Here is a 24,698-nt window from a genome sequence, read left to right on the forward strand (position 1 = left end):
AACCCCTCTTACATGGATGAAAACCATGCGTCCTAACCGATAGACGAACGGGCCATCATTTCTGTAATGCGGATGCAAAAATACAAATATTTTTTATTTTCACAACAGAAATTTTACTTTTTTTAATAGGCTTTTGCAAATAAAACTTTACGTGTTGATTTTGAGCCAGTTAAAATACACTTTCCTTCCTCATCAGTTCCGTCTAAAGGGATGCATCTAATTGTTGCCTTAGTTAATTCCTTAATTTTCTCTTCAGTTTCTGCAGTTCCGTCCCAATGTGCCGACACAAATCCAGTTTTATTATCTAAAACATCTTTAAATTCTTCAAAATTCTGTACTTCAGTAATATGAGTATCTCTAAAATTTAAAGCTTTATTAAATAAATCGGCTTGAATTGTTTCTAATAAATCAGAAATATAGCTTACAACTCCATCTTGAGCGACAATTTCTTTCGTTAAAGTATCTCTTCTAGCAATTTCGAAAGTTTTATTTTCTAAATCTTTTGGTCCAACTGCAATTCGTACTGGAACACCTTTTAATTCCCATTCTGCGAACTTAAACCCTGGCTTGTGTGTAGTTCTATTATCAAACTTAACTGATATGTTCAGTTTTTTAAATTGAACTACTAGATCACTCACAACAGCTGAGATTCTTTCGAATTCTTCATCCGTTTTAAAAATAGGCACAATTACAACTTGAATTGGAGCTAAATTTGGAGGTAAAACTAAACCTAAATCATCAGAATGCGTCATAACTAGCGCACCCATTAAACGTGTTGAAACACCCCAAGAAGTTCCCCAAACATATTCTTGTTTTCCTTCAGCATTAGCAAACTTTACATCAAAAGCTTTAGCAAAATTTTGACCTAAAAAGTGAGAGGTTCCAGCTTGTAATGCTTTTCCATCTTGCATTAATGCTTCAATACAATAAGTTTCTTCAGCTCCAGCAAAACGTTCTGTTTCTGTTTTCAAACCTTTTATAACAGGAATTGCCATGAATCTTTCTGCAAAATCAGCATAAACATTCATCATTTTCTCTGATTCTTCAATAGCTTCTTGCCTAGTTGCATGAGCTGTATGTCCTTCTTGCCATAAAAATTCGGCAGTCCTTAGGAATAAACGTGTTCGCATTTCCCATCGAACAACATTTGCCCATTGATTAATTAGTAGAGGTAAATCTCTATAAGATTGCACCCAACCTTTATAAGTAGACCAAATAATTGCCTCACTTGTAGGGCGAACTATTAATTCTTCTTCTAGTTTTGCATTTTCGTCTACTTTTAATTTCCCTGGATTATCTTCATCATTTTTTAGACGATAATGAGTTACAATTGCACATTCTTTTGCAAATCCTTCAGCATTTTTCTCTTCAGCTTCAAACATACTTTTGGGAACAAAAAGAGGAAAATATGCATTTTGATGACCTGTTTCTTTAAACATTCTATCTAATTCGGCTTGCATTTTTTCCCAAATTGCATAACCATATGGCTTAATTACCATACATCCCCTTACTCCTGAATTCTCTGCTAAATCGGCTTTTACAACTAATTCGTTGTACCATTTAGAATAATCTTCTGCTCTTTTTGTTAAGTTTTTACTCATTACTAGTGAATTGGCATAAAAATTGTTACTATTTTCTTATATAAATTTTAACTAAAATATTCGACAAAACTAACTATTTTTGTGATGTCCAACAATAAAAACTTGCTATTATGAAAACTATTTACCAAACTTCAATTAAAAACTACCAATTGTTGCTATTAAGTATAGTGTCAATTGGAATAACTTCATGTAGTTCTTTTAAGAATTCATCTTATGAAGACAATGATGGAATTTACAGTTCTTCAAAAAGAGAGACTACATTAGATGAAAGCCAAACATATACTCAGGTAAAACAAAATAGTGTTTATGTTGACAAATTTAAGGATATGCAAGATGAGTTTGAAGAAACGGAGTATTTTACTGATGTAGATTCTTATTCATCCAATGAAACTGATACTGTTTATGTTATCGAAAGAAGCTATGCAGGTTGGGGAAATAATTCTGATGAAGTTAATGTAAACTATTATAACAATGGCTGGAATAATTGGGGTTATGGTTATAATTCTTGGTATGGACCTGGATGGAATAATGGTTTCTATTTTGGTAATACTTGGGGATTTGGTTTTAACTATGGGTGGAATAATTGGTATAATCCTTATTATGGATATGGTTACGGATTTAACAATTTTGGCTATAATCCATATTATGGTTACAATAATTTCTATGGTGGAAATGTATCTTACAATGTAGGCACTAGAGGAATGATTAGAAATAACACTGCTAATTCAGGTCGAAGTTCTGGAAGAACTGCTACAGTTACTGGAAGAAATAATCAAATTGGAAATTCTACTGTAAGAAGTCCTCGAACAAGATCTTCTTCAATAAACACAAATAATTCTAACAATTCTCCTAGAAATACAACTACAAATCCGAGAACTTACTCTACTCCGAGAAGCACAACTTCTCCAAGAAGTATAAATACACCAAGAACAACTACAACACCAAGAACAACAACAACTACTCCACGTAGTAGTTCTACTCCTAGAAGTAGTGGTTCGAGCGGAAGCTTTGGTGGTAGTAGATCTTCAGGTGGTTCTACCGGAGGAAGTTCAGGTGGTGGTCGTTCATCAGGTGGCGGAGGTCGTGGAGGACGCGGTTAAAATTAATTGATTAAGAAAAAAGAAAAAAATACTATGAAAAAAATATTCTTATCCTTATTATTAGGAACGTCTTTTATTGGACTTTCGCAAGAAACAACTCCAGGTGATGCTATTAGATATGCTATTGAAGATTTAAATGGAACTGCTAGGTTTAGAGCAATGAGTGGTTCAATGGGTGCTATTGGAGGAGATTTGTCTGCCATCAATATTAATCCTGCTGGTTCTGTTGTTTTTAAATACAATACATTTAGCGCTACTTTATCAGGTTTTAATCAAAAAAATAATTCATCCTATTTTGGAACAAAATCTAGTGAAAATAATTTTAAATTAGATATTAATCAAATAGGAGCTGTTTTTGTTTTTGAAAACACAGATAATAACAGTGATTGGAAAAAAATGAGTATTGGTGTTAATTACGAGAACACAAACAACTTTAACAATCAACTATTTTCAAAAGGAACAAACCCCAACAATTCAATAGGGAATTATTTTGTTGATGCTGCACAAGGTTATGAGTTAGATTATTTGCAGACACAATCAGGAGAATCAGTAAGTAGTTTGTATAATTACCTTGGTCAAACTGGAGGTTTAGGTTTTGGTGCTCAACAAGCAATGTTAGGGTATCAAGGTTATATTGTAAGTGCCTTTGACGAGACGGATACAAATAATGTTGATTATTTTACAAACATTCCTGTTGGTGGAAATTACTATCAAGAAAACTATATTAAGTCAAAAGGATACAACGGAAAATTAACTGGAAATTTTGCTGCAAACTACGCCGACATTTTATCTTTAGGTATGAATTTAAACATTCATTTTACAGACTACACAAAGTCTTCTTCGGTTTATGAAAGCAATAACAATCCAGAATACACTACTGGCTCAACAGTTAAAAGTTTTCAATTTGACAATGATTTATATACTTATGGAAGAGGTTTCTCTCTTAACTTAGGGGCAATAGCAAAGGTTACTGAAGAATTTAGACTAGGACTTGCTTATGAATCACCAACTTGGTATTCCTTAAATGATGAGTTATCGCAACGTCTTGTAGTAGTAAATTCTGATGCAAATGGAACTTATACAGATGTAGTTGATCCAAATGTTATAAATATATACCCAAGTTACAACGTAAAAACTCCAAGTAAATGGACAGGAAGTGCTGCTTATATTTTTGGAAGTAGTGGTTTTATTAACGTAGATGTTTCTTCTAAAGATTACAGCACAACAACCTTCAAACCGAAAAGTGATGCTTTATATGCTTCTTTAAACGATGCTATGAGCACAAATTTAAAAAACACCATTTCATATAACATTGGTGGTGAATATAAAATTAAACAAATTAGTTTAAGAGCTGGTTATAGATTTGAAGAAAGTCCTTTAAAAGTAGACGAAACTTTTGGTGACTTAATAGGTTATTCCGGTGGTTTAGGATATAGTTTTAATAACGCTCGAATAGATTTATCATATGCAAACACCCATAGAAACTACAGTCAAAGTTTTATTTCATCTGGCATGTATGACCAAGCTAGAATCAATAATAAAAATGATAACGTAAGTTTAAGTTATACTGTAACTTTCTAATATTATTCCATTTACAATTAAACCAAACTACTTCACAATGAGGTAGTTTTTTTTTATCTAAAACAATCATAAAGCAAAGTAAATTACTCAAAACAAAACAATTAAATTTAAAAAGCGTAATATTGCACTCCAAAACTCAGAAATAAACTTTCAATTCTATGAGAACCAAATCGTTAAAGAAAAATAAAATCAATGTTATTACACTAGGATGTTCAAAAAACGTCTATGATAGTGAAGTTTTAATGGGTCAATTAAAAGCTAATGGCAAAGAAGTGACTCACGAAGCTAAAGAAGATGAAGGAAATATCATCGTAATTAACACTTGTGGTTTTATCGACAATGCAAAGGAAGAATCAGTAAATATGATTTTAGAATATGCTGATAAAAAAGAAAAAGGTTTAGTAGACAAAGTTTTTGTTACTGGATGTTTGTCTGAAAGATATAGACCAGATTTGGAAAAAGAAATTCCGAATGTGGATCAGTTTTTTGGAACAACTGAATTGCCTTTATTATTAAAAGCATTAGGTGCAGATTACAAACACGAATTGATAGGAGAACGTTTAACAACAACTCCAAAAAATTACGCTTATTTAAAAATTGCCGAAGGTTGTGATAGACCTTGTAGTTTTTGTGCCATTCCGTTAATGCGTGGAAAACATGTCTCTACTCCAATTGAACATTTGGTTATTGAAGCGACAAAACTTGCCAAAAATGGTGTTAAAGAGTTGATTTTAATCGCTCAAGATTTAACTTATTACGGTTTAGATATTTATAAAAAAAGAAACTTAGCTGAATTATTAGAAAATTTAGTAAAAGTAGAAGGAATTGAATGGATTCGTTTGCATTATGCTTTTCCAACTGGATTTCCAATGGAAGTTTTGGAATTGATGAAACGCGAACCAAAAATCTGTAATTATATTGATATTCCGTTACAACATATTTCTGACAGTGTTCTAAAATCTATGCGTAGAGGAACGACTTATGAAAAAACGACTAACTTATTAAAAGACTTTAGAAAAGCGGTTCCAGAAATGGCTATTCGTACGACTTTAATTGTTGGTTATCCTGGTGAAACTGAAGAAGATTTTCAGATTTTGAAAAAATGGGTTGAAGAAATGCGTTTTGAAAGATTAGGATGTTTTACTTACTCCCATGAAGAAAATACACATGCTTATAATTTAGTTGATGATGTTCCTGAAGATGTAAAACAAGCGCGTTCTCTTGAAATTATGGATATTCAAGCACAAATTTCTTGGGATTTAAATCAAGAGAAAATTGGTCAGACTTTTAAATGTGTGATTGATAGAAAAGAAGGGCAACATTTTATTGGAAGAACGGAATTTGATAGTCCAGATGTTGATAATGAAGTTTTAATTGATGCTTCAAAATTCTATTTAAAAACAGGAGATTTTGTAATGCTAAAAGTTACTGATGCTACTGAATTTGATTTGTATGCTGAACCAATTAGCTAGTGATCAGTATTCAGTTTTTAGTGTTCAGTTAAAAAGTTTATAAATGGATTCATTATCACAAATTGTTCTTGGTGCTGCTACTTTTGCTTTAATTAAAGACAAAGAAATTGGCAAGAAAGCATTGTTATATGGTGCCATTTTAGGAACAATTCCAGATTTAGATATTTTGATAAATCCGTATTTTAATGCCATTGAACAATTAGCTATTCATAGAGGATTTTCGCATTCAATATTTTTCGCGTTTTTATTGAGTTTATTGACTGCAAAATGGTTTTCGTATAAGTATAAAACTTCTTATAAATCTTGGTTTTTAGCTAGTTTTCTGGCTTTATTTACACATCCTTTATTAGATTTATGTACAACTTATGGAACACGAATATTCTACCCATTAAGCAAATCATTTTATAGTTTTGATAATGTTTTTGTCATTGATCCTTTGTATACGATTTGGTTGTTAATTGCTTGTATTGCTTTACTTTTTATGAAGAAAGACAATTTAAAAAGACAATCTATTATTGTTTGTTCATTAGTACTTTCAACTGGCTATTTGTTTTTTGGATTATGTGCTAATTTTTATGTTACACAACATTTTAAAACAGAATTAAAAAGACAAAACATTACTTTTGAAAAGATAAAAGTTGTTCCAACACCTTTTAATACAATACTTTGGCAATCGATAATAAAAACAAAAGAGGGTTTGTATTATGCTGATTATAGCTTATTAGATTCTAAATCTACAATTGAATTTCATTATGAAAAAAATGATGTTGCTTTTATTAATAGTAAGAAAAAAATCAAGGAATTAGCCCCTTTTTTCAACTTTACTGAAGGGTATGAATTAGCTAAGTTAGAAAATGGTAAAATGCATATTTATGGAACTAAGTTTGGACCTATGAATATAGAAGATGGCAAAGCTAAATTCTTTTTTCCATTAGTATTTAATGAAGATGGAACTTATGAGTTAAGTCAAAAAAGACCTGATGATTTTACAAAAATTTTAAGCCGTTTATTTATACGATTAAAAGGGAATTAACCCTGTTATAATTAGCTTATTGAGAGATATTTATCTTAAAAAAAACAAGTAATTATATTTTTTTATATCTTTACTTATTAAAGACAATTTTCTAAAAATTAAATTATGAAAAAAAAGACGATATTTTCATTGGTATTTATGCTGTTTGCATATGTAATTCAAGCACAGTCTAATGAAGTGGAAGTTTATACAGATGATTCAAAATTATTCACAGTTTATATTGATGGCGTTAAGATGAATCAAAGTCCATTATCAAATGTAAAATTTACATCTACAAAAACGGAAAACATAGATTTCAAAATAGTATTTGCCGAAAACGAAACAACTTTAGAAAAGAAAGCTGTTCGAATGATTTCAAATGCTAACAAAATGTCATACACAAACGGAGTAAGAGCTGTTTATTTATTAAAAGCAACAAACGGCAGTTATGATTTAATTCAAACAACTGTTACCAATAGAACAAATTCAGATCAAAAAGTTTTAGACTAAGTCTACATAAAAATTACTATAAGAGCCTCATTTTTTAATGGGGCTTTTTTTATAACTGATATTTATCATATTTTTTTAGGTATTTAAAAGCTAACTTTAAACGTATAATTAAAACCAATTGATATGATTAAAAAACACAATTTAGCAGAAGCATTTCCAGAGTTTGAGCAAAAGATTCACACTTTAAAAGTTGAAGACAATCATTTTAAAATTTTATTTGATAAATATGATGAATTAGACCACGAAATATATAGAATTGAAACAGATACTGAACCTGCTTCAGACGATACTTTAAATGAATTAAGAGTAGAAAGAGTAAGGTTAAAAGATGAAATATATAATTATTTAAAAGAAAATTAATCGCTTTTAATTAGTAATTTAATCCCCATGAATTTAGTAATTTTTGGGGATTTTTCTATATTTGATAAAATTAAATTTTATGTTTTTAAGAACAGAACTACTAGAACAAAAGAAATTTATTGGCTTTTCAACAAAAACTTCTCTGGCAAATGATCAAACAGCAAACGTTTGGAGACAATTAATGCCAAGACTAAAAGAAGTTAAAAATCTAATTTCTAGCGACTTGATTTCCCTTCAGGTTTATGATTACGACTATTTTGACAACTTTTTACCTACTACAGTTTTTACAAAATACGCTCTAATTGAAGTGAAAAATTATGATTTAATTCCTGCTAATTTTGAAAAATTTGATCTTCCAGCTGGAAATTATGCTGTATTTTTACATAAAGGAACTAGTGCTGAATTTCCAAAAACAGCTCAATATATTTATGCTGAATGGTTGCCAAAAAGTCATTATAAATTAGATGATCGACCTCATTTTGAGGTTTTAGGCGATAATTACAAAGGACATGAAAACCCTGAAAATGAAGAAGAAGTTTGGATTCCGATAAAGTAAATTATTAGATATTTGGATTATATAACTACTAAAAAGCAATAACAATAAAATACTCAACTAATGAAAAAAAATATTATTTTACTAATACTTTTTATAGTAAACACTACCTATTCTCAAATTGAGAATAATAAATATATTGAAGTAATTGGCTCTCATAGTCTATCAATAATTCCAGATGAAATATATTTGACAATTAGAATAAAAGAATATTGGCTTGAAGAATATGATAATAATGCAAAAGTTAAAAATTTTAAAACTAAAATTGATTTAGATAAAATTGAAGAAGAATTTTATCGTCAGATACTTCTTCTTGATATTGATAAATCTAAAATTACAATTGAAAGTATTAATTCTTATAACAAAACATTAAAAAAAGACATCATATTAAACAAAACTTTCAAAATAAAATTTTCTGACATTAATGAAGTAGAGAATGTAATAAATGGATTAGATTTTAAAGGATTAGAAAATATTTCTATTTCAGATTATTCACATTCTAAAATAACAGAATATAGAAAACAAGTTAAAATTGAAGCATTAAATCAAGCTAAAATCAAAGCTACTTATTTATTAAATAGTATAGATAAAAAAATAGGTGAACCCTTGATGATTGAAGAAATTGACAATCAATCGTCGCGTTATTCAGCTAATAGTAATTCTAATTCAATTTCGATCGTAAATTCATCTGAAATTTCTAATTCAAAAAAAATAATTATTCGATATGAATTTAAAGTTAGATTTCAGATTATTTAAAACTAAAAATTATGTGGAAAGAAGAAAACAATAAATTGACACAAACTTTTGAATTTAAAAATTTTGTCGAAGCTTTTGGATTTATGTCAAAAGTAGCTTTGATTGCAGAAAAAATGAACCATCATCCTGAATGGAAAAATGTATATAACAAAGTAGAGATTACATTAACCACTCACGATAAAGAAAATACAATTACTGAAAAAGATAGAAAATTAGCCCAAGCAATTGATGAACTATTTTGATTAATTAACTATATCTAAAACCCTGTTAATTCTAATAAAACGTTTGGCATAATAAGCTTCTTTAACGGAAGAAACAATTACTCCGCGACTCACAGAAGAGTGAATGAAAAAGATTTCATCATCAACAACCTCAGTAATCATTCCCACATGATTTACACTTCCACGACCATTGGTAGAAAAGAAAATTAAATCTCCTTTTTGAGCTTGTGTTTTCTTAACTTTCTTTCCAGTTCTCGATTGTTCGTTTGAAGTTCTAGGTAATTTAAAGTCCATTTGAGAAAAGGTATAACACATTAATCCAGAACAGTCAAATCCACCACTTTTTGTTCCACCACTTCTGTATCTTGTACCTAAATGTTCTGATGCAATTGCAATTAATTGATCGGCACTTTCTATGTTCTCAACAGACATTGGTTGAGCGTCTTCAACAAATTCTTCTAATTCTGCATATACAACCGTTGTGTTTTTTGTATTTGAACTTACTCCTTTTTTAATAATTAATTTTCTTCCAGGAAATATTTTATCACCAATTTTTGGATTTAATTCTTGTAATTTTCCTAAAGTAATTTTATTAGTACGAGCAATGCTCATTAATGTTTCGCCACTAACCACTACGTGAGTTACTTCACCTGAATCGTCTGGTTCTTCAATATCATCATCAGCAGCTGCCATTGTCTCAATTTGAACTGAACTTGGACTAATAATTTTAATTGATTCAACTTTAGGTTGAATTATTTCTTTTTTAGCTTTTTCTTTTCCTTTTCTAACGATAATTTTTTCGTCAATTTGAAGCTTGACATCTAAACCTGGATTTAGTTTTTTTAATTCTTTAAAACTCACGTCATACTTTTCAGTAATATGACTAATCGTTTCTCCTTTTTTTACTGAATGCACTAAATCATTTGAAGTTGATGCTTCTTCTTTTTTATTGGCTTTAGGATCCTTAGAATTTTTATTCTTAATTAAGGCCAATTTAGCTCCAACTTGTAATTTATTTGGAGAAATACTTGGATTAAAATCTTTTAATTCCTCAACAGTTAAATCATATTTTCTAGCGATGGTGTAAAAAGATTCACCAGAACCAACTTCATGAAAATCTTTAGTAACTTTCTTTGTTATCTTTCCTGTTGGAATAACCAAAACAGCATTTAATTGTAATGTTTGTCCCTTTGCTTTCGGATTTAATTCATAAATATCAGATTCAGTTACACCATATTTTTTGGCTATAGAATAAAACGAATCGCCACTAACTACTTTATGCTTCGTTGTTTTTTGTGCAAACGAATTGAAAGTAGACAGAGCAAAAAATAAAAATATTAATAAAAAACGATTCATTATCAAACAATTACAAGACTTAAAGTGTGTTTTAAAAGTTTGACAAGATAAAAAAACTATGCTTACAAATTTAATTTTAACTTTATTTTAATTGGTATAAAAAAACCATCTTTTCAGATGGTTTAAATTTTATAAAGGAATATTTCCATGTTTTCGTTTAGGAGTATCAACCACTTTGTTTTCTAACATACTAAAAGCCTTTATTAATTTTCTTCTAGTAAATTTTGGTTCAATAACTTCATCAACAAAACCTCTTTGAGCGGCTGTATAAGGATTTGCAAATAACTCAGCATATTCAGCTTCTTTTTCTTTCAGTTTTTCTTCTGGATTTGAAGCGGCTGCAATTTCATTTTTAAAGATAATTTCAGAAGCCCCTTTTGCTCCCATAACTGCAATTTCTGCACTTGGCCAAGCAAAATTTAAATCAGCACCAATGTGTTTTGAGTTCATAACATCATAAGCACCACCATAAGCTTTACGAGTAATAACTGTAATTCTTGGTACAGTTGCTTCACTAAAAGCATATAATAATTTCGCACCATGAACGATAATTCCGTTCCATTCTTGATCAGTTCCTGGTAAAAATCCTGGAACATCTTCTAAAACTAATAATGGAATATTAAATGCATCACAAAAACGAACAAAACGAGCCGCTTTTGTAGAACTATTTACATCTAAACAACCTGCTAAAACCATGGGTTGATTAGCTACAATTCCTATACTTCTTCCAGCTAAACGAGCGAAACCAACAATAATGTTTTCTGCAAAATCTTTGTGAATTTCATAGAAACTATCTTCGTCAATAATATTTCCAATAACTTCATGCATATCATAAGGTTTATTGGCGTTATCTGGAATAATCGAATCTAGTTTTTCTCTAATTTCATCATTTAAAACATAATCCAGTTTTGGAGTAGTTTCTCTATTGTTTTGAGGCAAATAACTTAGTAAAGTCTTTATGTCTTCTAAACATTCAACTCCGTTTGGAGAAGTTATGTGAGCCACACCCGATTTTGTAGAATGCGTACTTGCACCACCTAATTCTTCTGAAGTTACTGTTTCATTTGTTACAGTTTTCACAACACTTGGTCCAGTCACAAACATATAACTAGTTCCTTCAACCATCATCGTGAAATCGGTCATTGCTGGAGAATATACTGCTCCACCTGCACAAGGGCCCATAATAGCAGAAATTTGAGGAATTACACCGCTAGATTGTACATTTTTATAAAAAATGTCAGCATAACCACCTAAAGAGCGTACACCTTCTTGAATACGTGCACCACCAGAATCATTTAGTCCAATCATTGGAGCACCATTTTTAAGTGCCATATCCATTACTTTGCAGATTTTTTCAGCATGAGTTTCAGATAATGAGCCTCCGAAAACCGTAAAATCTTGTGCAAAAATATAGACTAATCTTCCATTGATTGTTCCGTAACCTGTAACTACTCCATCTCCAAAATAAATTTCTTTTTCCATTCCGAAATCAGTTGTACGATGTGTAACCAACATTCCAATTTCTTCAAAAGAACCTTCATCCATAAGATAATTTACACGTTCTCTAGCGGTTAGTTTCTTTTTTTCGTGATGTTTTGCAATTCGCGCTTCACCACCACCTTGTTTGGCTAAAGCTATTTTATCGTTTAATATTTTTATTTTATTTTTCATATATATATTGAGATAATAGATAATAGACAAATAGATGATAGATATTTATAAAGTCTTTTATCTATCCGTCTTTTATCTAACTGTCTTCTTTTTAATTAGGCAATTTCACCAATTTCAAATCATTCAAATACTGTTTCAAAGCGATTTTAGCTGCAATTTCAGCTTCAATTTTATGTTGTGCTTTTAGTTTTTCAGCATCGTAATAGTTCTTTACAAAACCGGTGTCAAATTCTCCTGAACGAAAGGCTTCATGTTGCATTACGAATTTTCCGAATCCTAGAGTTGTAGCCACTCCTTCCACATGATAATTATCGATGGCTTTAATCATCAAAGCAATTGCTTCTTCACGATTTTCGCCATAAGTAATTAATTTAGAAAGCATTGGGTCATAATAAATTGGTACATCTGTACCTTGTTCAATTCCGTTATCTACACGAATTCCTTCACCTTCTGGTAAAATATAAGTGCTTAAAAATCCAACATTTGGTAAGAAGTCATTCAAAGGATCTTCTGCATAAACACGAAGTTCCATAGCATGACCTTTGATTTTTAAATCTTCTTGTTTCATCGGTAAAGCTTCACCTTGTGCGACTTTTATTTGCAATTCGACTAAATCCAATCCTGCTATAATTTCAGAAACTGGATGTTCTACTTGCAAACGCGTATTCATTTCTAGGAAATAGAAATTGTGTTTGTCATCTAGTAAAAACTCAACTGTTCCTGCTCCAAGATAATCACAAGCTTTTGCCACTTTTACAGCAGCTTCACCCATTTTTTTACGTAATTCTGGAGTCAAAACAGCAGAAGGAGCTTCTTCCACAACTTTTTGATGTCTCCTTTGAATACTACATTCACGTTCAAAAATGTAAACAATATTTCCGTGACTATCAGCCATTATTTGAATTTCGATATGTCTTGGTTTGGTTACATATTTTTCAATAAAAACTGAACCATCACCAAAAGCATTTACAGCTTCTGAAATAGCTCTATCCATTTGTGAAGTAAAATCAGCTTCTTTTTCAACAATTCGCATTCCTTTTCCACCACCACCAGCGGCCGCTTTAATTAAAATTGGAAATCCGATTGATGTTGCTATTTTCTTTGCTTCTTCAATATCTGTAATAGCGTCTTCAGTTCCTGGAACCATTGGAATATCGTAATCTTTCACAGCTTCTTTAGCTGCTAACTTATTACCCATCATTTCAATAGCCTTGGATTTTGGTCCAATGAAAATGATGTTGTTTTTTTCGCATAATTCAGCAAATTGTGAATTTTCACTCAAAAATCCGTAACCTGGATGAATGGCGTCAACTCCTAATTCTTTAGCTACTTCTAAAATTTTATCACCTCTTAAATACGATTGACTTGAAGGAGCTTCTCCAATGCAAACTGCTTCATCAGCAAATTTGACGTGCAAAGCATTTCTATCAACTGTAGAATAAACAGCAACCGTTTTGATGCCCATTTTTTGAGCGGTTTTCATTACTCTTATGGCAATTTCACCACGATTGGCAACTAATATTTTTGTTATTTTTTTTATCATATATTTTTAATTTTTCATTCATCCAGCTGAAGCTGGAAGCTATTCAAATTATTCAAATTCAATTAATAATTGTCCTTTTTCTACTGCATTTCCTTTTTCTACTGCAATAGATTTTATGATTCCATCTCTTGGCGAAAGGAAACTGTTTTCCATTTTCATGGCTTCTAAAATTAGTAAAGGATCATTTTCTTTCACTTCTTGCCCAATAGAAACGTTGATTTCTAGGATTAAACCTGGCATTGGAGCTTTGATAGCATTTACGACTTTAGTCTTTCCTTTTTCAATTCCCATTGCTGTGATTAGTTGGTCTAATTCGTTGGCTATTGCCACTTCATAAACCGAATTATTTACTTTTACAGTATATTTTTTGGAAGACAAATCTGTTGAAACAACTTCAACTAAGTAAGGTTTATTATCGTTTAATACGTGAAATTTTTGATTAGACAATTGAATTTCATCTAATTGTAGTAAATCGCTTTCGTTGAAATCAAAAGAATTTTCTTGATTTACAGAAAGTTTATAATTTGTACTCATATTGTAATTTTTAGATAATGTAAAATTACAAAAAAGAAAACGTTTTCGTGAATGAAAAATTGGTAAAATGATATAGTTGATGAAAAAGTAAATTTTTCTATTTAAACGATTGCGTTAGTGATGGGAACGGCATCCTTTTTGTCTCGTTCTCAAAACGAGACAAAAAGATATAGTGGACAGCACGACCTGAAAGGGAACGCCCTAATCAAATTCAAAATTCAATAGCAATAGCAATTTCAAAAAAAAAATTTATAATACTAACAAGCCGATTTCTCTCAAAGCATTTAATGATTTTGAATACCAAAACAGCTCAAAATCCTCTAAATTAGTTTCATAATCAGCTTTTAATTGCGAAAAAGTCATTTTGTTATTTGTAGTGATTGAAATCTTTTCTAAAGTTTGGACTAACCATTCTCCTTGTTCTTTTTCGACAGTGATTTCAGTTGCGTGTTTTTTATCGTGAAAAATCAGTTGCATCATTTCCCAACTGTTCCCTTTTTTGGATTTCGTAAAGGATTCAAAAGTTGGCTTTCCTCCTATCCAAACAATTTTCGCTGAAGGTTTTGTGTTAAAGTCTGACTCGTTTTGAAGAGCGTTATAAATAAAATCGGCTTTTATTTTAGTGTTTGGAATTTTGAAATCGAACCAATCTTGTAAAGGATAATCGAAACAAATTCCGTGCATATAATTGAATAATGATTTCTTTAAACCAAAACTGAATTTCTCGTGATTGATTCCGGTTTTATCTTTGAAAGCAACGTCATTATTAGCAAAAGTGATTTGCTTCGCCAGTTCGCTAAAGCTCGTGCCATTTTGTTGTGGAATTACTCCAAATTCTTCAGGAAACATTCCAACTGGAGAATGAGCAGTCATGGCAAACTGATGCCAAAAACCCGATTGTAAAACTCCAATTTCAAATAATTGCCGAACCATTTCCAAACTATCAACCGTTTCTTGAATCGTTTGCGTTGGATAACCGTACATTAAATACGCGTGAACCATGATTCCACTTTCCGTAAAATTTCGTGTCACATGAGCTACTTGTTCAACTGTAACTCCTTTTTTAATTAACTCTAAAAGTCTATCCGAAGCCACTTCTAAACCACCTGAAATTGCAATACAACCAGAAGCCGCTAACAAAATACATAAATCTTGTGTGAAGCTCTTTTCAAAACGAATGTTTGTCCACCAAGTTACTTTTAGATTTCTTTTTAGGATTTCTAATGCAACTTCTCTCATTAAAGCTGGTGGTGCAGCTTCATCTACGAAATGAAAACCGTTTTCTCCAGTTTGAATTATAAGTTCTTCCATTCTATCGACCAAAGTTTTGGCTGCAATGGGTTCATATAGTTTTATGTAATCTAGTGAAATATCGCAAAAAGTACATTTTCCCCAATAACATCCGTGAGCCATCGTTAGTTTGTTCCAACGACCATCTGACCAAAGGCTGTGCATTGGATTGGCAATTTCGATTACAGAAATATATTTATCTAAAAGTAAATTTGAATAATCTGGAGTTCCGACTTCGCTTTGTTTGTAATCGGGTTTTGTGGAGTTGTTTTTGTAAACTACTTGGTTGTTTTCTAGGAGAAATGTACGTTTGAATTGAGATTCATTAACCACCCCGTCCTTCGGACACCCCTCCAGAGGAGGGGAATTTAAACTATGATTATATAACAATTCGATAGGAAGTTCTCCATCATCTAGAGTAATAAAATCGAAAAACTCAAAAACACGTTTGTCTTTTAAAGATCTTAATTCCGTATTTGGAAAACCGCCACCCATAGCGATTTTAATTTCTGGATAATTGGCTTTTAAAAATTGAGCACATCTAAAGGCTGAGTATAAATTTCCTGGAAATGGAACTGAAAAACATATTAATTTGGGTTGAACAATTGCTACTCTTTCTTTTAAGATTTTTAGTGTAATATTATCTATAAACGTTGTTTCGTTTTGTAATTCATTGTATAATTCATCGAACGAATTGGCACTTCTTCCTAAACGTTCAGCGTAACGGCTGAAACCGAAATTTTCATCCACACATTCTACTATAAAATCGGATAAATCTTCTAAATATAAAGTCGCTAAATGTTTGGCTTTATCTTGCATTCCCATGGAACCAAAAGCATATTCCAAATCATCTATTTGATCAAAACGAGAAGCTTCTGGCAAAAAATTACCACCACAAATTTGTCGAGCTAAAGTTGGGTTTTTTCCTTGTAGAAATGGAATTACATTATCAATTGTACTTATGTAATTATTTTGAAGCGCGTAAATTCGTTGGTAATTTTCTGAAACTCTTTCACCAGAAACCTGAAACAAATTTTCTAAGCCTTCTTTTGAAAACATTTTTAAAATCACTTCAATACCTAAATCCATTTGAAAGGCTTCAATGTTTTTGGTATTTAAAAAACCTTTTATATAAGCCGTTGCTGGATACGGTGTATTCAGTTGGGTAAAAGGTGGTGTGATTAAGAGTATGTTTTGCAATGGAAATGTTTTTGCAAAGGTAGAATTATTTTATAGGAATTAATGAAAGCTATATTTTTTATATTGATAAAAAGTTTATATTTGGTTCAATATTTATATGAATTCTATTACTTTTTTTATGAAGGCATTTTACTTAACTTTATTATTAAGTTTTTCTTTTTTAAGTTTTGGACAAAAACAAACTAGCTCTATAGGTTTTATTGAAAACAAAGGACAAATAATAGACCAAAAAGGAAAAGAAAATAAAGATGTAAAATACCTTTTAAACACTAATGGATTAAATGTTCAGTTAAGAAATAATGGCTTTTCGTATGATGTTTATGAAGTAGAAAAAGTTCCTTTACCTAAAAATGACAAAAAAGTTTATAATTTAGATTCTAAAGAAAAAGATAATAGACCCGATTTTTCGACAAAAATAAATTTTCATAGAATTGATATTGACTTTCTAAATTCAAATAAAAATTCAAAATTATTTGCTGAAGAAAAATCTACAGATTACGATAATTATTATAATGTCATTCATGTACCAAATGGAATAACTAATGTTCACAAATATCAAAAAGTTACTTATAAAAACATTTATGACAATATTGATGTAGTTTTTTTCATTCCTAAAGATTCAACTAAAGTTGTAGAGTATAATTTTATTGTAAAACCAGGTGGAAAGGTTTCGGATATTCAATTAAAATTTAATGGCGCTAAAACAGATTTAACTGACAATAAAATTCAAATGAATCTTCGTTTTGGAAAAATGGAAGAAACTTTGCCTTTGAGTTGGGTTGAAAACAATAATGAAAAACAGGAAATAAATATCAATTTTAAAAAAATAAAGAAAGGTGTTTATGGTTTTGAGGGTGAATTTAATAAATCTGATAAAACTATAGTTATTGATCCTGTGCCGGTTAGGCTTTGGGGTACATTTTATGGAGGTTTAGATTCTAGTTACAATTCATTTAAAGGGGATTTAGAATCAGACAATAATGGAAATTTAATTTTGGTTGGTGCAACTAGCAGTAATTCGACCACTTTTGCTTCATCTGGCACTCATCAAGGGACTACAAATCCTGGTTCATTAGATGGTTACATTGCTAAGTTTAATAGTAATGGAAATAGAGTTTGGGGAACATTTTATGGTGGAAACGAAATAGATATCATTCATGGTGTCAAAACAGATTCTCAAAATAACATTTTTGTTACTGGTGAAACTAATAGCTCAACCAACATAAGTACACAAGGTACTTTTAAACAAAATTTATCAGGTTTTAAAGATGCGTTTGTTTCAAAATTTAATACAAATGGAATTTTAATTTGGGGTTCATATTTTGGTGGAGAGGCTGATGATTATTCTTATGATATCGACATTGACAATTCGAATAACGTCTATATAGTAGGTACGACAAGGAGCTATGGTAATATTTCTCATAACAACAATTTTCAAACATTATTAAACATAGTTGGAACAATTTCTAATGCTTCATTTGATGGATTAATTGCAAAATTTTCTTCAAACGGACAAATTATATGGAGCACATATTGTGGAGGAGATTCTAGTGACGAACTTAAATCAATAAAAGTAAATAATAATTTTTTGGTCACGGCAGGCTATACGATAAACAGCACTAATATAGCTACTAATGGAGCACATCAAACATCTATAGGCTCATTTATTGATGGAATTATCTATAAATTTACACTTAATGGAGACAGAGATTGGAGTTCATATTATGGTGGACCAGGAGTCGATAAAATTAGAGCTATAGATACTGATATAAATGGAAATATATATTTTGGTGGAGATACTAATAGTTCATCTAATATTGCAAGTACAGGCAGTTTTGACGATATTAATCAAAATCAAGAAACTGGTTTTTTAGTAAAATTTAATAGTTTTGGACAACGACTATGGGCAACTTACCTAGGTTCTGGTGTAAAATTATTTTCATTAAAGCAAAGTCAAAATGAAATATACCTAGGAGCAAATGGTAGCAATGGATTTTCATCAAATGTTTCATTAACAAATAATTGTTCGTATCGTTCTTCAGGGTTTGCTGAGGGTTACATCGGTAAGTTTTCAACTTCTGGAAATTTTATTTGGGGTTCATTTGTTGGTGGGTTTGACCAAAGTTCAGAAACTAAGATTTGTTTAAATGGTTCTAAAATTTCTGTAGCTGGATCTACAGCGAATAGCAATAGTTTTTCAATTACTGATTCAAATTCATATCAACAAACATTTTCCAGTTCAACTACTTATTATTTAATGACCTTTGAGGATTTAAATGACTGTAATATTACAGCAAACCCAAATGTTAGTTCTTCTATTTGTATCGGTGAAAATATATATTTCTCGGCTCCTTCTGGTTATAATTATGTTTGGACTGGACCTAATGGATTTTCAAGTAATTTACAAAACACAGTCATTAACAATTCTTCTATTATAAATGCTGGAACTTATAGTTTGATACTAAGTAATGATTGTGCATGCATTAAAAACTATTCTTTTAATGTAAGTGTTGGTGACAGTGAAGCTCCAATTCCAAATTTAATAAATCTACCTACTATAAATGGAGATTGTAATACAATAATCACTTCAATTCCAACTGCTTTAGACAATTGCGCTGGAACAATTACCGCTACTACAACAGACCCGCTCACTTATGCAATTCCTGGGAATTATTCTATTACTTGGAATTATGATGATGGAAACGGAAATATTAGCAGCCAAACACAAAATGTAATAATAACACAAACTGATATTCCTATTGTTAATCAAAATTTCTATTATTGTCCTGGTCAAAATCCCAGCATAGCTGATATCACAATCAATGGTCAAAACATAACTTGGTACGATGCTGCAACTAGTGGGAATATTTTACCAATAAATACAGCTTTACAAAATGGAGTTACTTATTATGCTACTCAAACAATAAATAATTGTGAAAGTGAAAGAGTTTCTGTAACAGTAAATATTCAAAATACTTCTGCTCCAACAGGAACTGCAGCTCAAACTTTTTGCAGTACTCAAAATGCAACTTTGAATAATATTTCAATTAATGGAACAAATATTATTTGGTATGCAAATAATAGTTCTACAACAAATTTACCAAATTCAACTGTACTTTTAGACAATACATCATATTTCGCTACTCAAACTATTAACGGTTGCGAAAGTCCAACGAGATTTGAAGTTCTTATTGATTTAATCAACACTTTAAACGCTGTAGATTATCAAGAAACACTTTGTGATGATTTAGATAATGGTTTTGAAACTTTAAATCTAACCAATTACAATAGCAATTTTATAACTGTTACAGGAAATAATTTTAGTTATTACACTTCTTTAAACGGTGCAGAAAATCAAATCAGTTCGGAACAAATAAATAATGTTTCAAACTACAATTTGACTGTTGGAACAACTACTATTTTCGTTCGAATTGATTCACAAAATGGTTGTCATCAAGTAGTTGAATTAAAACTGACTCTAGTAATCAAACCAAGAATCACAATTGACGATATTATGCCTATTTGCGAAGGAACTTCAATAACTATAAATGCAGGAAATGGTTTTGATAGTTATACTTGGTCAACTGGAGCAACAACTCAATCAATTATAGTTTCTCAAGCTGGAAATTATTCAGTTACTGTAACAGAGAACCACAATGCTATAACATGCTCTACAACCAAAAACTTTACGGTTGTAAATTCTAATACTGCTACACTTTCTCAAATTATTACAGCTGATTGGTCTGACAATAACAATACGATTACTGTTTTTTTAACTAATTCAAGTGTTGGAAATTATGTCTATTCACTTGACGGAATTAATTATCAAACAAGTAATGTTTTTTCTGGATTAGACAGTGGTGAATATACTGTTTTTGTAAAAGATACTAATGGTTGTGGAATTAGTTCTGAGGAAGTTTATTTATTAATGTATCCAAAATTCTTTACTCCAAACGGAGATTCATATAATGATACTTGGAAAATTAAATTTTCTCAAAAAGAAAGAAATCTAAAAATTGCAATATTTGACAGGTATGGAAAACTGTTAAAAACAATGAGTAATTCTGAAAGCTGGGATGGAAAATTAAACGGAAAAGACTTACCTTCAGATGATTATTGGTTCGTAGTTACTCGACAAAATGGCAAAGAATTTAGAGGCCATTTTGCCATGAAGCGATAAAATAATTCGGCGTAAAATAAATACTTAAATTCTAATGAAAAATAGTGTTGCTAATTTTTGTAAAAATCATTCCATCCATAGTTATTTTTTAGTTAAATTTTATATTTTTGTAAAAAAAAACCTATGTGTAGAATTTTCTTAATTTTTTCATTTTTATTTGTTAGTTTATCATTTAGTCAAACAAATAAAAACACAACTGGAAAAGCAACATCACAAAATGAAAGAATTTTAGAAGATCATTCAGGAAAAATATTAACAGATTCTATTCAGCGTAAAAATTTTCTTGATAAAAAAGAATTAGAAGCAAAAATTAATGCTCCAAAATTAAAATTTAGACTTGCTAATGCAGTACATTTATGTAGTAATAGCAATTTTGAAGAATTTGAAGTTATATCTGGTTCTAATTACTTAAAAAATTTCAGTTACACTACAGAAAATCCTTTAAATCCAACACAATGTAGTACACCAATTGTTACTGCAAACAATACTATTTCACAGTACAATCCGTCTCAGACTTCTTTGATGTCAACTACTGTACCTTCAAATTTTATAGACCAATTTATAGGTAATATTAATGCTTTTGATCAATACGCATTAAAAATAAATTTCAAGGATTCTTATAGCACATCAGGGGTTGTACAAGCTAAAAGATTTAAAACAAATAATGAAAATCAAATTATATTAAACTACAAGGTTGTATTGCAAACTATTGAAGGTCCTGACCATCAAAATGAACAACCTTTTTTTAAAGTTAGAATTATCCGTTCGAATGGAACAATTGCAGATGAATTTTGTTTGATTGGAGATCCTACAAACTGTATTTTTACTCAGGCTCCAAATTTTGAAGCAGGAAGTATAGTTTTGTTTACTCCCAATTGGCAAACAGGAACTTTAAATATATCTTCTATTCCAAATAATGAAGAATTTACAATCGAAATGACTGCTGCACGTTGTGGCTTAGGAGGACATTTTGGATATGCTTATGTTGATGACATGTGTTTAACACATTCTGATGAAAATTTGCAAGGAAGTATTGAATTAAATCCATTGTTTCAAATTTGCCCTACGTTACCTATTAATGTTTGTGGAACATTTACAGTTCCAAATTCTGGTGGTGTTGCAGCTAATGTTAATGGAATAACTTTAAACGTATATAATAATAACAATACTGTAGTATACACAAGTTCTACTCCAACCAATTTAAACTTAACAAACAATACTTTTTGTTTTGAATTAACGGCAGCAAATCTACCAAACATTACAACTGGAAACTATAATGTAAGTGCTACCATAAATTACAACATCAATCAAACAAATTGTTCTGGTACATCATTTAATTCTGCAACGGATCCTGATGCAAACATTGGTTGGGATATATCATTTTTAAATTGTACAACCGATTGCAATTTTCCAATACAAACTGGTACTTTAAAAATGTGCGACGCAAATTCTGACGGAAAAGAAATTTTTAATTTAACATTGGTTAAAAATCAAATAATAGGAACACAAACTGGTTTAACGTTATCTTATTTTTCAACATTAGCTGATGCTACAAATAATACAAACCCAATTACAACATCTACAAGTTTTGAAAGTTATACATCAACTTTCTATGTTCGAATTACAAAAGACGCAAATTGTTATAAAATTATAGCTTTTCAAGTTGTTGTTAAAAATCCAAATGCTTCAATATCCGGCATTTTAAATGTTTGTAGTGGAAGTACTAATTTGACTGCAAATTCAGGGGTTTCTTATATTTGGTCAACAGGAGAAACTACACAAACAATTTCAGTATCAGCAACTGGAACCTATAGTGTTACTGTAATAGATACGGACGGATGTGCTGCAACTGGTACTGTAACAATTATACCAAGTCAAGTTGCCGTTTCACCCACATTACAAATTACCCAACCAACTTGTTTTGTTGGAACAGGTACAATTGAAATTACAAGTCCAGCAGCAGAATATAGTTTTGATGGAGGTGTTACTTGGTCTACTAATAATAGTAGTTCAAATTTAAACACAGGAACTTATCAAGTTCAAATTAGAACAATAAATAATTGTTATTCTTACAACACAACTGTAAATATTTTACCTTTTTTAAGTGATTACCCATTTTATTCTAGTACACAACCTACAAATTGCAATAGTTTAGGCTCAATTACTATTACAACTGCTGCTTCTGAATATAGTTTTGATAATGGCTTAACATGGTCAACAAACAATACTGCAACAAATCTTCCTATTGGAACCTATCAAATTAGAACAAAAGATGCAAATGGATGCATTTCAAACTTTAATAGTGTTGTCTTTCAAGCGGAGTTTTTAAGTAATCCAACATATCAGTTTAGTCCACCTTATTGCAGTAACTTAGGAAGTATAATTTTTACATCTCAATCTGATTTTTATAGTATTGATGGAGGAACAACTTGGCAAACTTCAGCTACTTTTGATAATTTAACTTCAGGTAGTTATTTATTAAAAATCAAAAATTCTCTTGGATGTACTTCACCAACTACCTATGTATATTTAACAAGTTTAGAAAACACAAATCCAAATTTCACTATTAATAATGCAGGTTGTAATACATATGCTTCAATAGTAATAAATACAATTGGAGACGAATATAGTTTTGATAACGGATTAACCTGGTCAACCTCTAACATTCTAAGCAATTTAATCGGTGGAGGAATCACTTATCAATTAAAAGTGAAAAAAGGTACTAACTGCTATAGTTTAACTTCATTTGCAACGGTATATTCAAACTTTCTTCCCTTACCATCCGTATTTAATTATGCTACATTAATTTGTGACAATCAAAATAACGGCAATGAATCAGTTAACCTAACTCTTTATAATTCATATTTTGTGGCAAATAGTGTAAATCACACTTTTAATTATTATAACACATATAATGGAGCACTAAATCAACTTAATAGCGATAAAATTCAATCCCCTTCGAATTATAATTTAAATACTATTAATAAAATTATTTATGTCACAGTTAAAGACATTAATGGATGCGTAAATATTAGTGAATTAGACTTAACTTTAATTCCTACTCCAATTCCAACAATAGCAGAAAAATTCTATTTATGTGAGAATTATTCAGTATTGTTAAGTGAAAGTCAGAGTTTTGATAGCTACTTATGGTCGACTGGTGCAACAACACAAGCAATAGTGGTTAATCAAACTGGAAATTATTCTTTAACCGTGACAGAAAATCATGGATCAATTATATGTTCAACCACAAAAAACATTAGTGTTGTTCTTTCAAATCCTGCAAAAATTTTAACTATAAATACAGAAGATTGGACTGACAACAATAATACAATGACCGTTTTATTAACAAATTCAAGTGTTGGAAATTATGTTTATTCGCTTGATGGTATAAATTATCAAACGAGTAACATTTTTTTAGGTTTAGAAAGTGGCGAATATGAAGTGTTTATTAAAGATGTCAATGGTTGTGGAATTATTAATGATGATTTCTACTTGTTGATGTATCCTAAATTTTTTACTCCAAATGGTGATGGTTTTAATGATTTTTGGAAAGTGAGGCTTTCACAAAAAGAGCCTAATTTTAAAATAGCTATTTTTGATAGATACGGAAAACTTCTAAAAACAATGAATAGTTTTGAAAGTTGGGACGGAAAATTAAATGGAAAAGATTTACCTTCAACCGATTATTGGTTTTTAGTAACTAGACAAAACGGAAAAGAATTTAGAGGGCATTTTACAATGAAACGATAAAAAAA

Annotated in this window: 17 protein-coding genes; 11 read left to right on the forward strand and 6 right to left on the reverse strand. The window is 30.4% G+C overall.

Annotated features, from left to right (window positions below; genetic code table 11):
* Window positions 1–122: 122 nt before the first annotated feature.
* Entirely contained in the window at window positions 123–1,601 is a 1,479-nt protein-coding gene (gene proS / locus AAC008_RS09770; RefSeq protein WP_339889094.1) for a proline--tRNA ligase, read from the reverse strand.
* Window positions 1,602–1,711: 110 nt separating this feature from the next.
* Between proS and AAC008_RS09775 the strand changes: the two genes are divergently transcribed.
* The 9 genes from AAC008_RS09775 to AAC008_RS09815 all read left to right on the forward strand — a co-directional run bounded on the left by AAC008_RS09775 (window position 1,712) and on the right by AAC008_RS09815 (window position 9,187).
* Window positions 1,712–2,701, forward strand: a complete 990-nt coding sequence (locus AAC008_RS09775) for a hypothetical protein (RefSeq protein WP_339889096.1) — start codon at window positions 1,712–1,714, stop codon at window positions 2,699–2,701.
* A gap of 33 nt (window positions 2,702–2,734) precedes the next feature.
* Window positions 2,735–4,282: a transporter gene (locus AAC008_RS09780; RefSeq protein ID WP_339889097.1), complete on the forward strand. Its 1,548-nt coding sequence runs from the start codon at window positions 2,735–2,737 to the stop codon at window positions 4,280–4,282.
* 158 nt (window positions 4,283–4,440) lie between these two features.
* Entirely contained in the window at window positions 4,441–5,754 is a 1,314-nt protein-coding gene (gene rimO / locus AAC008_RS09785; RefSeq protein ID WP_339889098.1) for a 30S ribosomal protein S12 methylthiotransferase RimO, read from the forward strand.
* Between the two features lie 43 nt (window positions 5,755–5,797).
* Window positions 5,798–6,787, forward strand: coding sequence for a metal-dependent hydrolase (locus AAC008_RS09790; RefSeq protein ID WP_339889099.1), 990 nt, complete (start codon window positions 5,798–5,800; stop codon window positions 6,785–6,787).
* 105 nt (window positions 6,788–6,892) lie between these two features.
* Window positions 6,893–7,276 carry a hypothetical protein gene (locus AAC008_RS09795; protein ID WP_339889100.1) on the forward strand — a complete coding sequence of 128 codons (384 nt, stop codon included), beginning with the start codon at window positions 6,893–6,895 and terminating at the stop codon, window positions 7,274–7,276.
* A gap of 123 nt (window positions 7,277–7,399) precedes the next feature.
* Window positions 7,400–7,636, forward strand: a complete 237-nt coding sequence (locus AAC008_RS09800; RefSeq protein ID WP_339889102.1) for a YdcH family protein — start codon at window positions 7,400–7,402, stop codon at window positions 7,634–7,636.
* Window positions 7,637–7,715: 79 nt separating this feature from the next.
* Complete coding sequence (locus AAC008_RS09805; protein ID WP_339889104.1) at window positions 7,716–8,192, forward strand: GyrI-like domain-containing protein; 477 nt, start codon at window positions 7,716–7,718, stop codon at window positions 8,190–8,192.
* Window positions 8,193–8,252: 60 nt separating this feature from the next.
* Window positions 8,253–8,945: an SIMPL domain-containing protein gene (locus AAC008_RS09810; RefSeq protein WP_339889106.1), complete on the forward strand. Its 693-nt coding sequence runs from the start codon at window positions 8,253–8,255 to the stop codon at window positions 8,943–8,945.
* An 11-nt stretch (window positions 8,946–8,956) separates the two neighbouring features.
* Entirely contained in the window at window positions 8,957–9,187 is a 231-nt protein-coding gene (locus AAC008_RS09815) for a 4a-hydroxytetrahydrobiopterin dehydratase (RefSeq protein ID WP_339889108.1), read from the forward strand.
* Here the strand turns inward: AAC008_RS09815 and AAC008_RS09820 are convergent, their stop codons facing one another.
* The 5 genes from AAC008_RS09820 to AAC008_RS09840 form a co-directional block, all read right to left on the reverse strand.
* Window positions 9,188–10,522 carry a LysM peptidoglycan-binding domain-containing protein gene (locus AAC008_RS09820; protein ID WP_339889110.1) on the reverse strand — a complete coding sequence of 445 codons (1,335 nt, stop codon included), beginning with the start codon at window positions 10,520–10,522 and terminating at the stop codon, window positions 9,188–9,190.
* A gap of 129 nt (window positions 10,523–10,651) precedes the next feature.
* Complete coding sequence (locus AAC008_RS09825) at window positions 10,652–12,193, reverse strand: acyl-CoA carboxylase subunit beta (protein WP_339889111.1); 1,542 nt, start codon at window positions 12,191–12,193, stop codon at window positions 10,652–10,654.
* Between the two features lie 91 nt (window positions 12,194–12,284).
* Window positions 12,285–13,724: an acetyl-CoA carboxylase biotin carboxylase subunit gene (gene accC, locus AAC008_RS09830; protein ID WP_339889269.1), complete on the reverse strand. Its 1,440-nt coding sequence runs from the start codon at window positions 13,722–13,724 to the stop codon at window positions 12,285–12,287.
* 60 nt (window positions 13,725–13,784) lie between these two features.
* Window positions 13,785–14,270, reverse strand: coding sequence for an acetyl-CoA carboxylase biotin carboxyl carrier protein subunit (locus tag AAC008_RS09835; protein ID WP_339889112.1), 486 nt, complete (start codon window positions 14,268–14,270; stop codon window positions 13,785–13,787).
* 249 nt (window positions 14,271–14,519) lie between these two features.
* The gene (locus AAC008_RS09840; RefSeq protein WP_339889113.1) at window positions 14,520–16,760 is read right to left on the reverse strand and encodes a B12-binding domain-containing radical SAM protein; all 2,241 of its coding nucleotides are present in this window, start codon (window positions 16,758–16,760) and stop codon (window positions 14,520–14,522) included.
* A 118-nt stretch (window positions 16,761–16,878) separates the two neighbouring features.
* Here AAC008_RS09840 and AAC008_RS09845 point away from each other — a divergent pair, with 118 nt between their 5' ends.
* Complete coding sequence (locus AAC008_RS09845) at window positions 16,879–20,940, forward strand: T9SS type B sorting domain-containing protein (protein WP_339889114.1); 4,062 nt, start codon at window positions 16,879–16,881, stop codon at window positions 20,938–20,940.
* A 123-nt stretch (window positions 20,941–21,063) separates the two neighbouring features.
* Window positions 21,064–24,693 (forward strand): T9SS type B sorting domain-containing protein, encoded by a 3,630-nt coding sequence (locus tag AAC008_RS09850; RefSeq protein ID WP_339889116.1) that lies wholly within the window; start codon window positions 21,064–21,066, stop codon window positions 24,691–24,693.
* Window positions 24,694–24,698: the final 5 nt, after the last annotated feature.

The sequence above is a fragment of the uncultured Flavobacterium sp. genome (assembly GCF_963975515.1).
Taxonomy (GTDB): Bacteria; Bacteroidota; Bacteroidia; order Flavobacteriales; family Flavobacteriaceae; genus Flavobacterium.

What these genes read in the sequence shown, in the direction of transcription:
- proS (WP_339889094.1), bottom strand. Translation starts at nt 1,601, where the DNA reads ATGAGTAAAAACTTAACAAAAAGAGCAGAAGATTATTCTAAATGGTAC.
- AAC008_RS09775 (WP_339889096.1), top strand. Translation starts at nt 1,712, where the DNA reads ATGAAAACTATTTACCAAACTTCAATTAAAAACTACCAATTGTTGCTA.
- AAC008_RS09780 (WP_339889097.1), top strand. Translation starts at nt 2,735, where the DNA reads ATGAAAAAAATATTCTTATCCTTATTATTAGGAACGTCTTTTATTGGA.
- rimO (WP_339889098.1), top strand. Translation starts at nt 4,441, where the DNA reads ATGAGAACCAAATCGTTAAAGAAAAATAAAATCAATGTTATTACACTA.
- AAC008_RS09790 (WP_339889099.1), top strand. Translation starts at nt 5,798, where the DNA reads ATGGATTCATTATCACAAATTGTTCTTGGTGCTGCTACTTTTGCTTTA.
- AAC008_RS09795 (WP_339889100.1), top strand. Translation starts at nt 6,893, where the DNA reads ATGAAAAAAAAGACGATATTTTCATTGGTATTTATGCTGTTTGCATAT.
- AAC008_RS09800 (WP_339889102.1), top strand. Translation starts at nt 7,400, where the DNA reads ATGATTAAAAAACACAATTTAGCAGAAGCATTTCCAGAGTTTGAGCAA.
- AAC008_RS09805 (WP_339889104.1), top strand. Translation starts at nt 7,716, where the DNA reads ATGTTTTTAAGAACAGAACTACTAGAACAAAAGAAATTTATTGGCTTT.
- AAC008_RS09810 (WP_339889106.1), top strand. Translation starts at nt 8,253, where the DNA reads ATGAAAAAAAATATTATTTTACTAATACTTTTTATAGTAAACACTACC.
- AAC008_RS09815 (WP_339889108.1), top strand. Translation starts at nt 8,957, where the DNA reads ATGTGGAAAGAAGAAAACAATAAATTGACACAAACTTTTGAATTTAAA.
- AAC008_RS09820 (WP_339889110.1), bottom strand. Translation starts at nt 10,522, where the DNA reads ATGAATCGTTTTTTATTAATATTTTTATTTTTTGCTCTGTCTACTTTC.
- AAC008_RS09825 (WP_339889111.1), bottom strand. Translation starts at nt 12,193, where the DNA reads ATGAAAAATAAAATAAAAATATTAAACGATAAAATAGCTTTAGCCAAA.
- AAC008_RS09835 (WP_339889112.1), bottom strand. Translation starts at nt 14,270, where the DNA reads ATGAGTACAAATTATAAACTTTCTGTAAATCAAGAAAATTCTTTTGAT.
- AAC008_RS09845 (WP_339889114.1), top strand. Translation starts at nt 16,879, where the DNA reads ATGAAGGCATTTTACTTAACTTTATTATTAAGTTTTTCTTTTTTAAGT.
- AAC008_RS09850 (WP_339889116.1), top strand. Translation starts at nt 21,064, where the DNA reads ATGTGTAGAATTTTCTTAATTTTTTCATTTTTATTTGTTAGTTTATCA.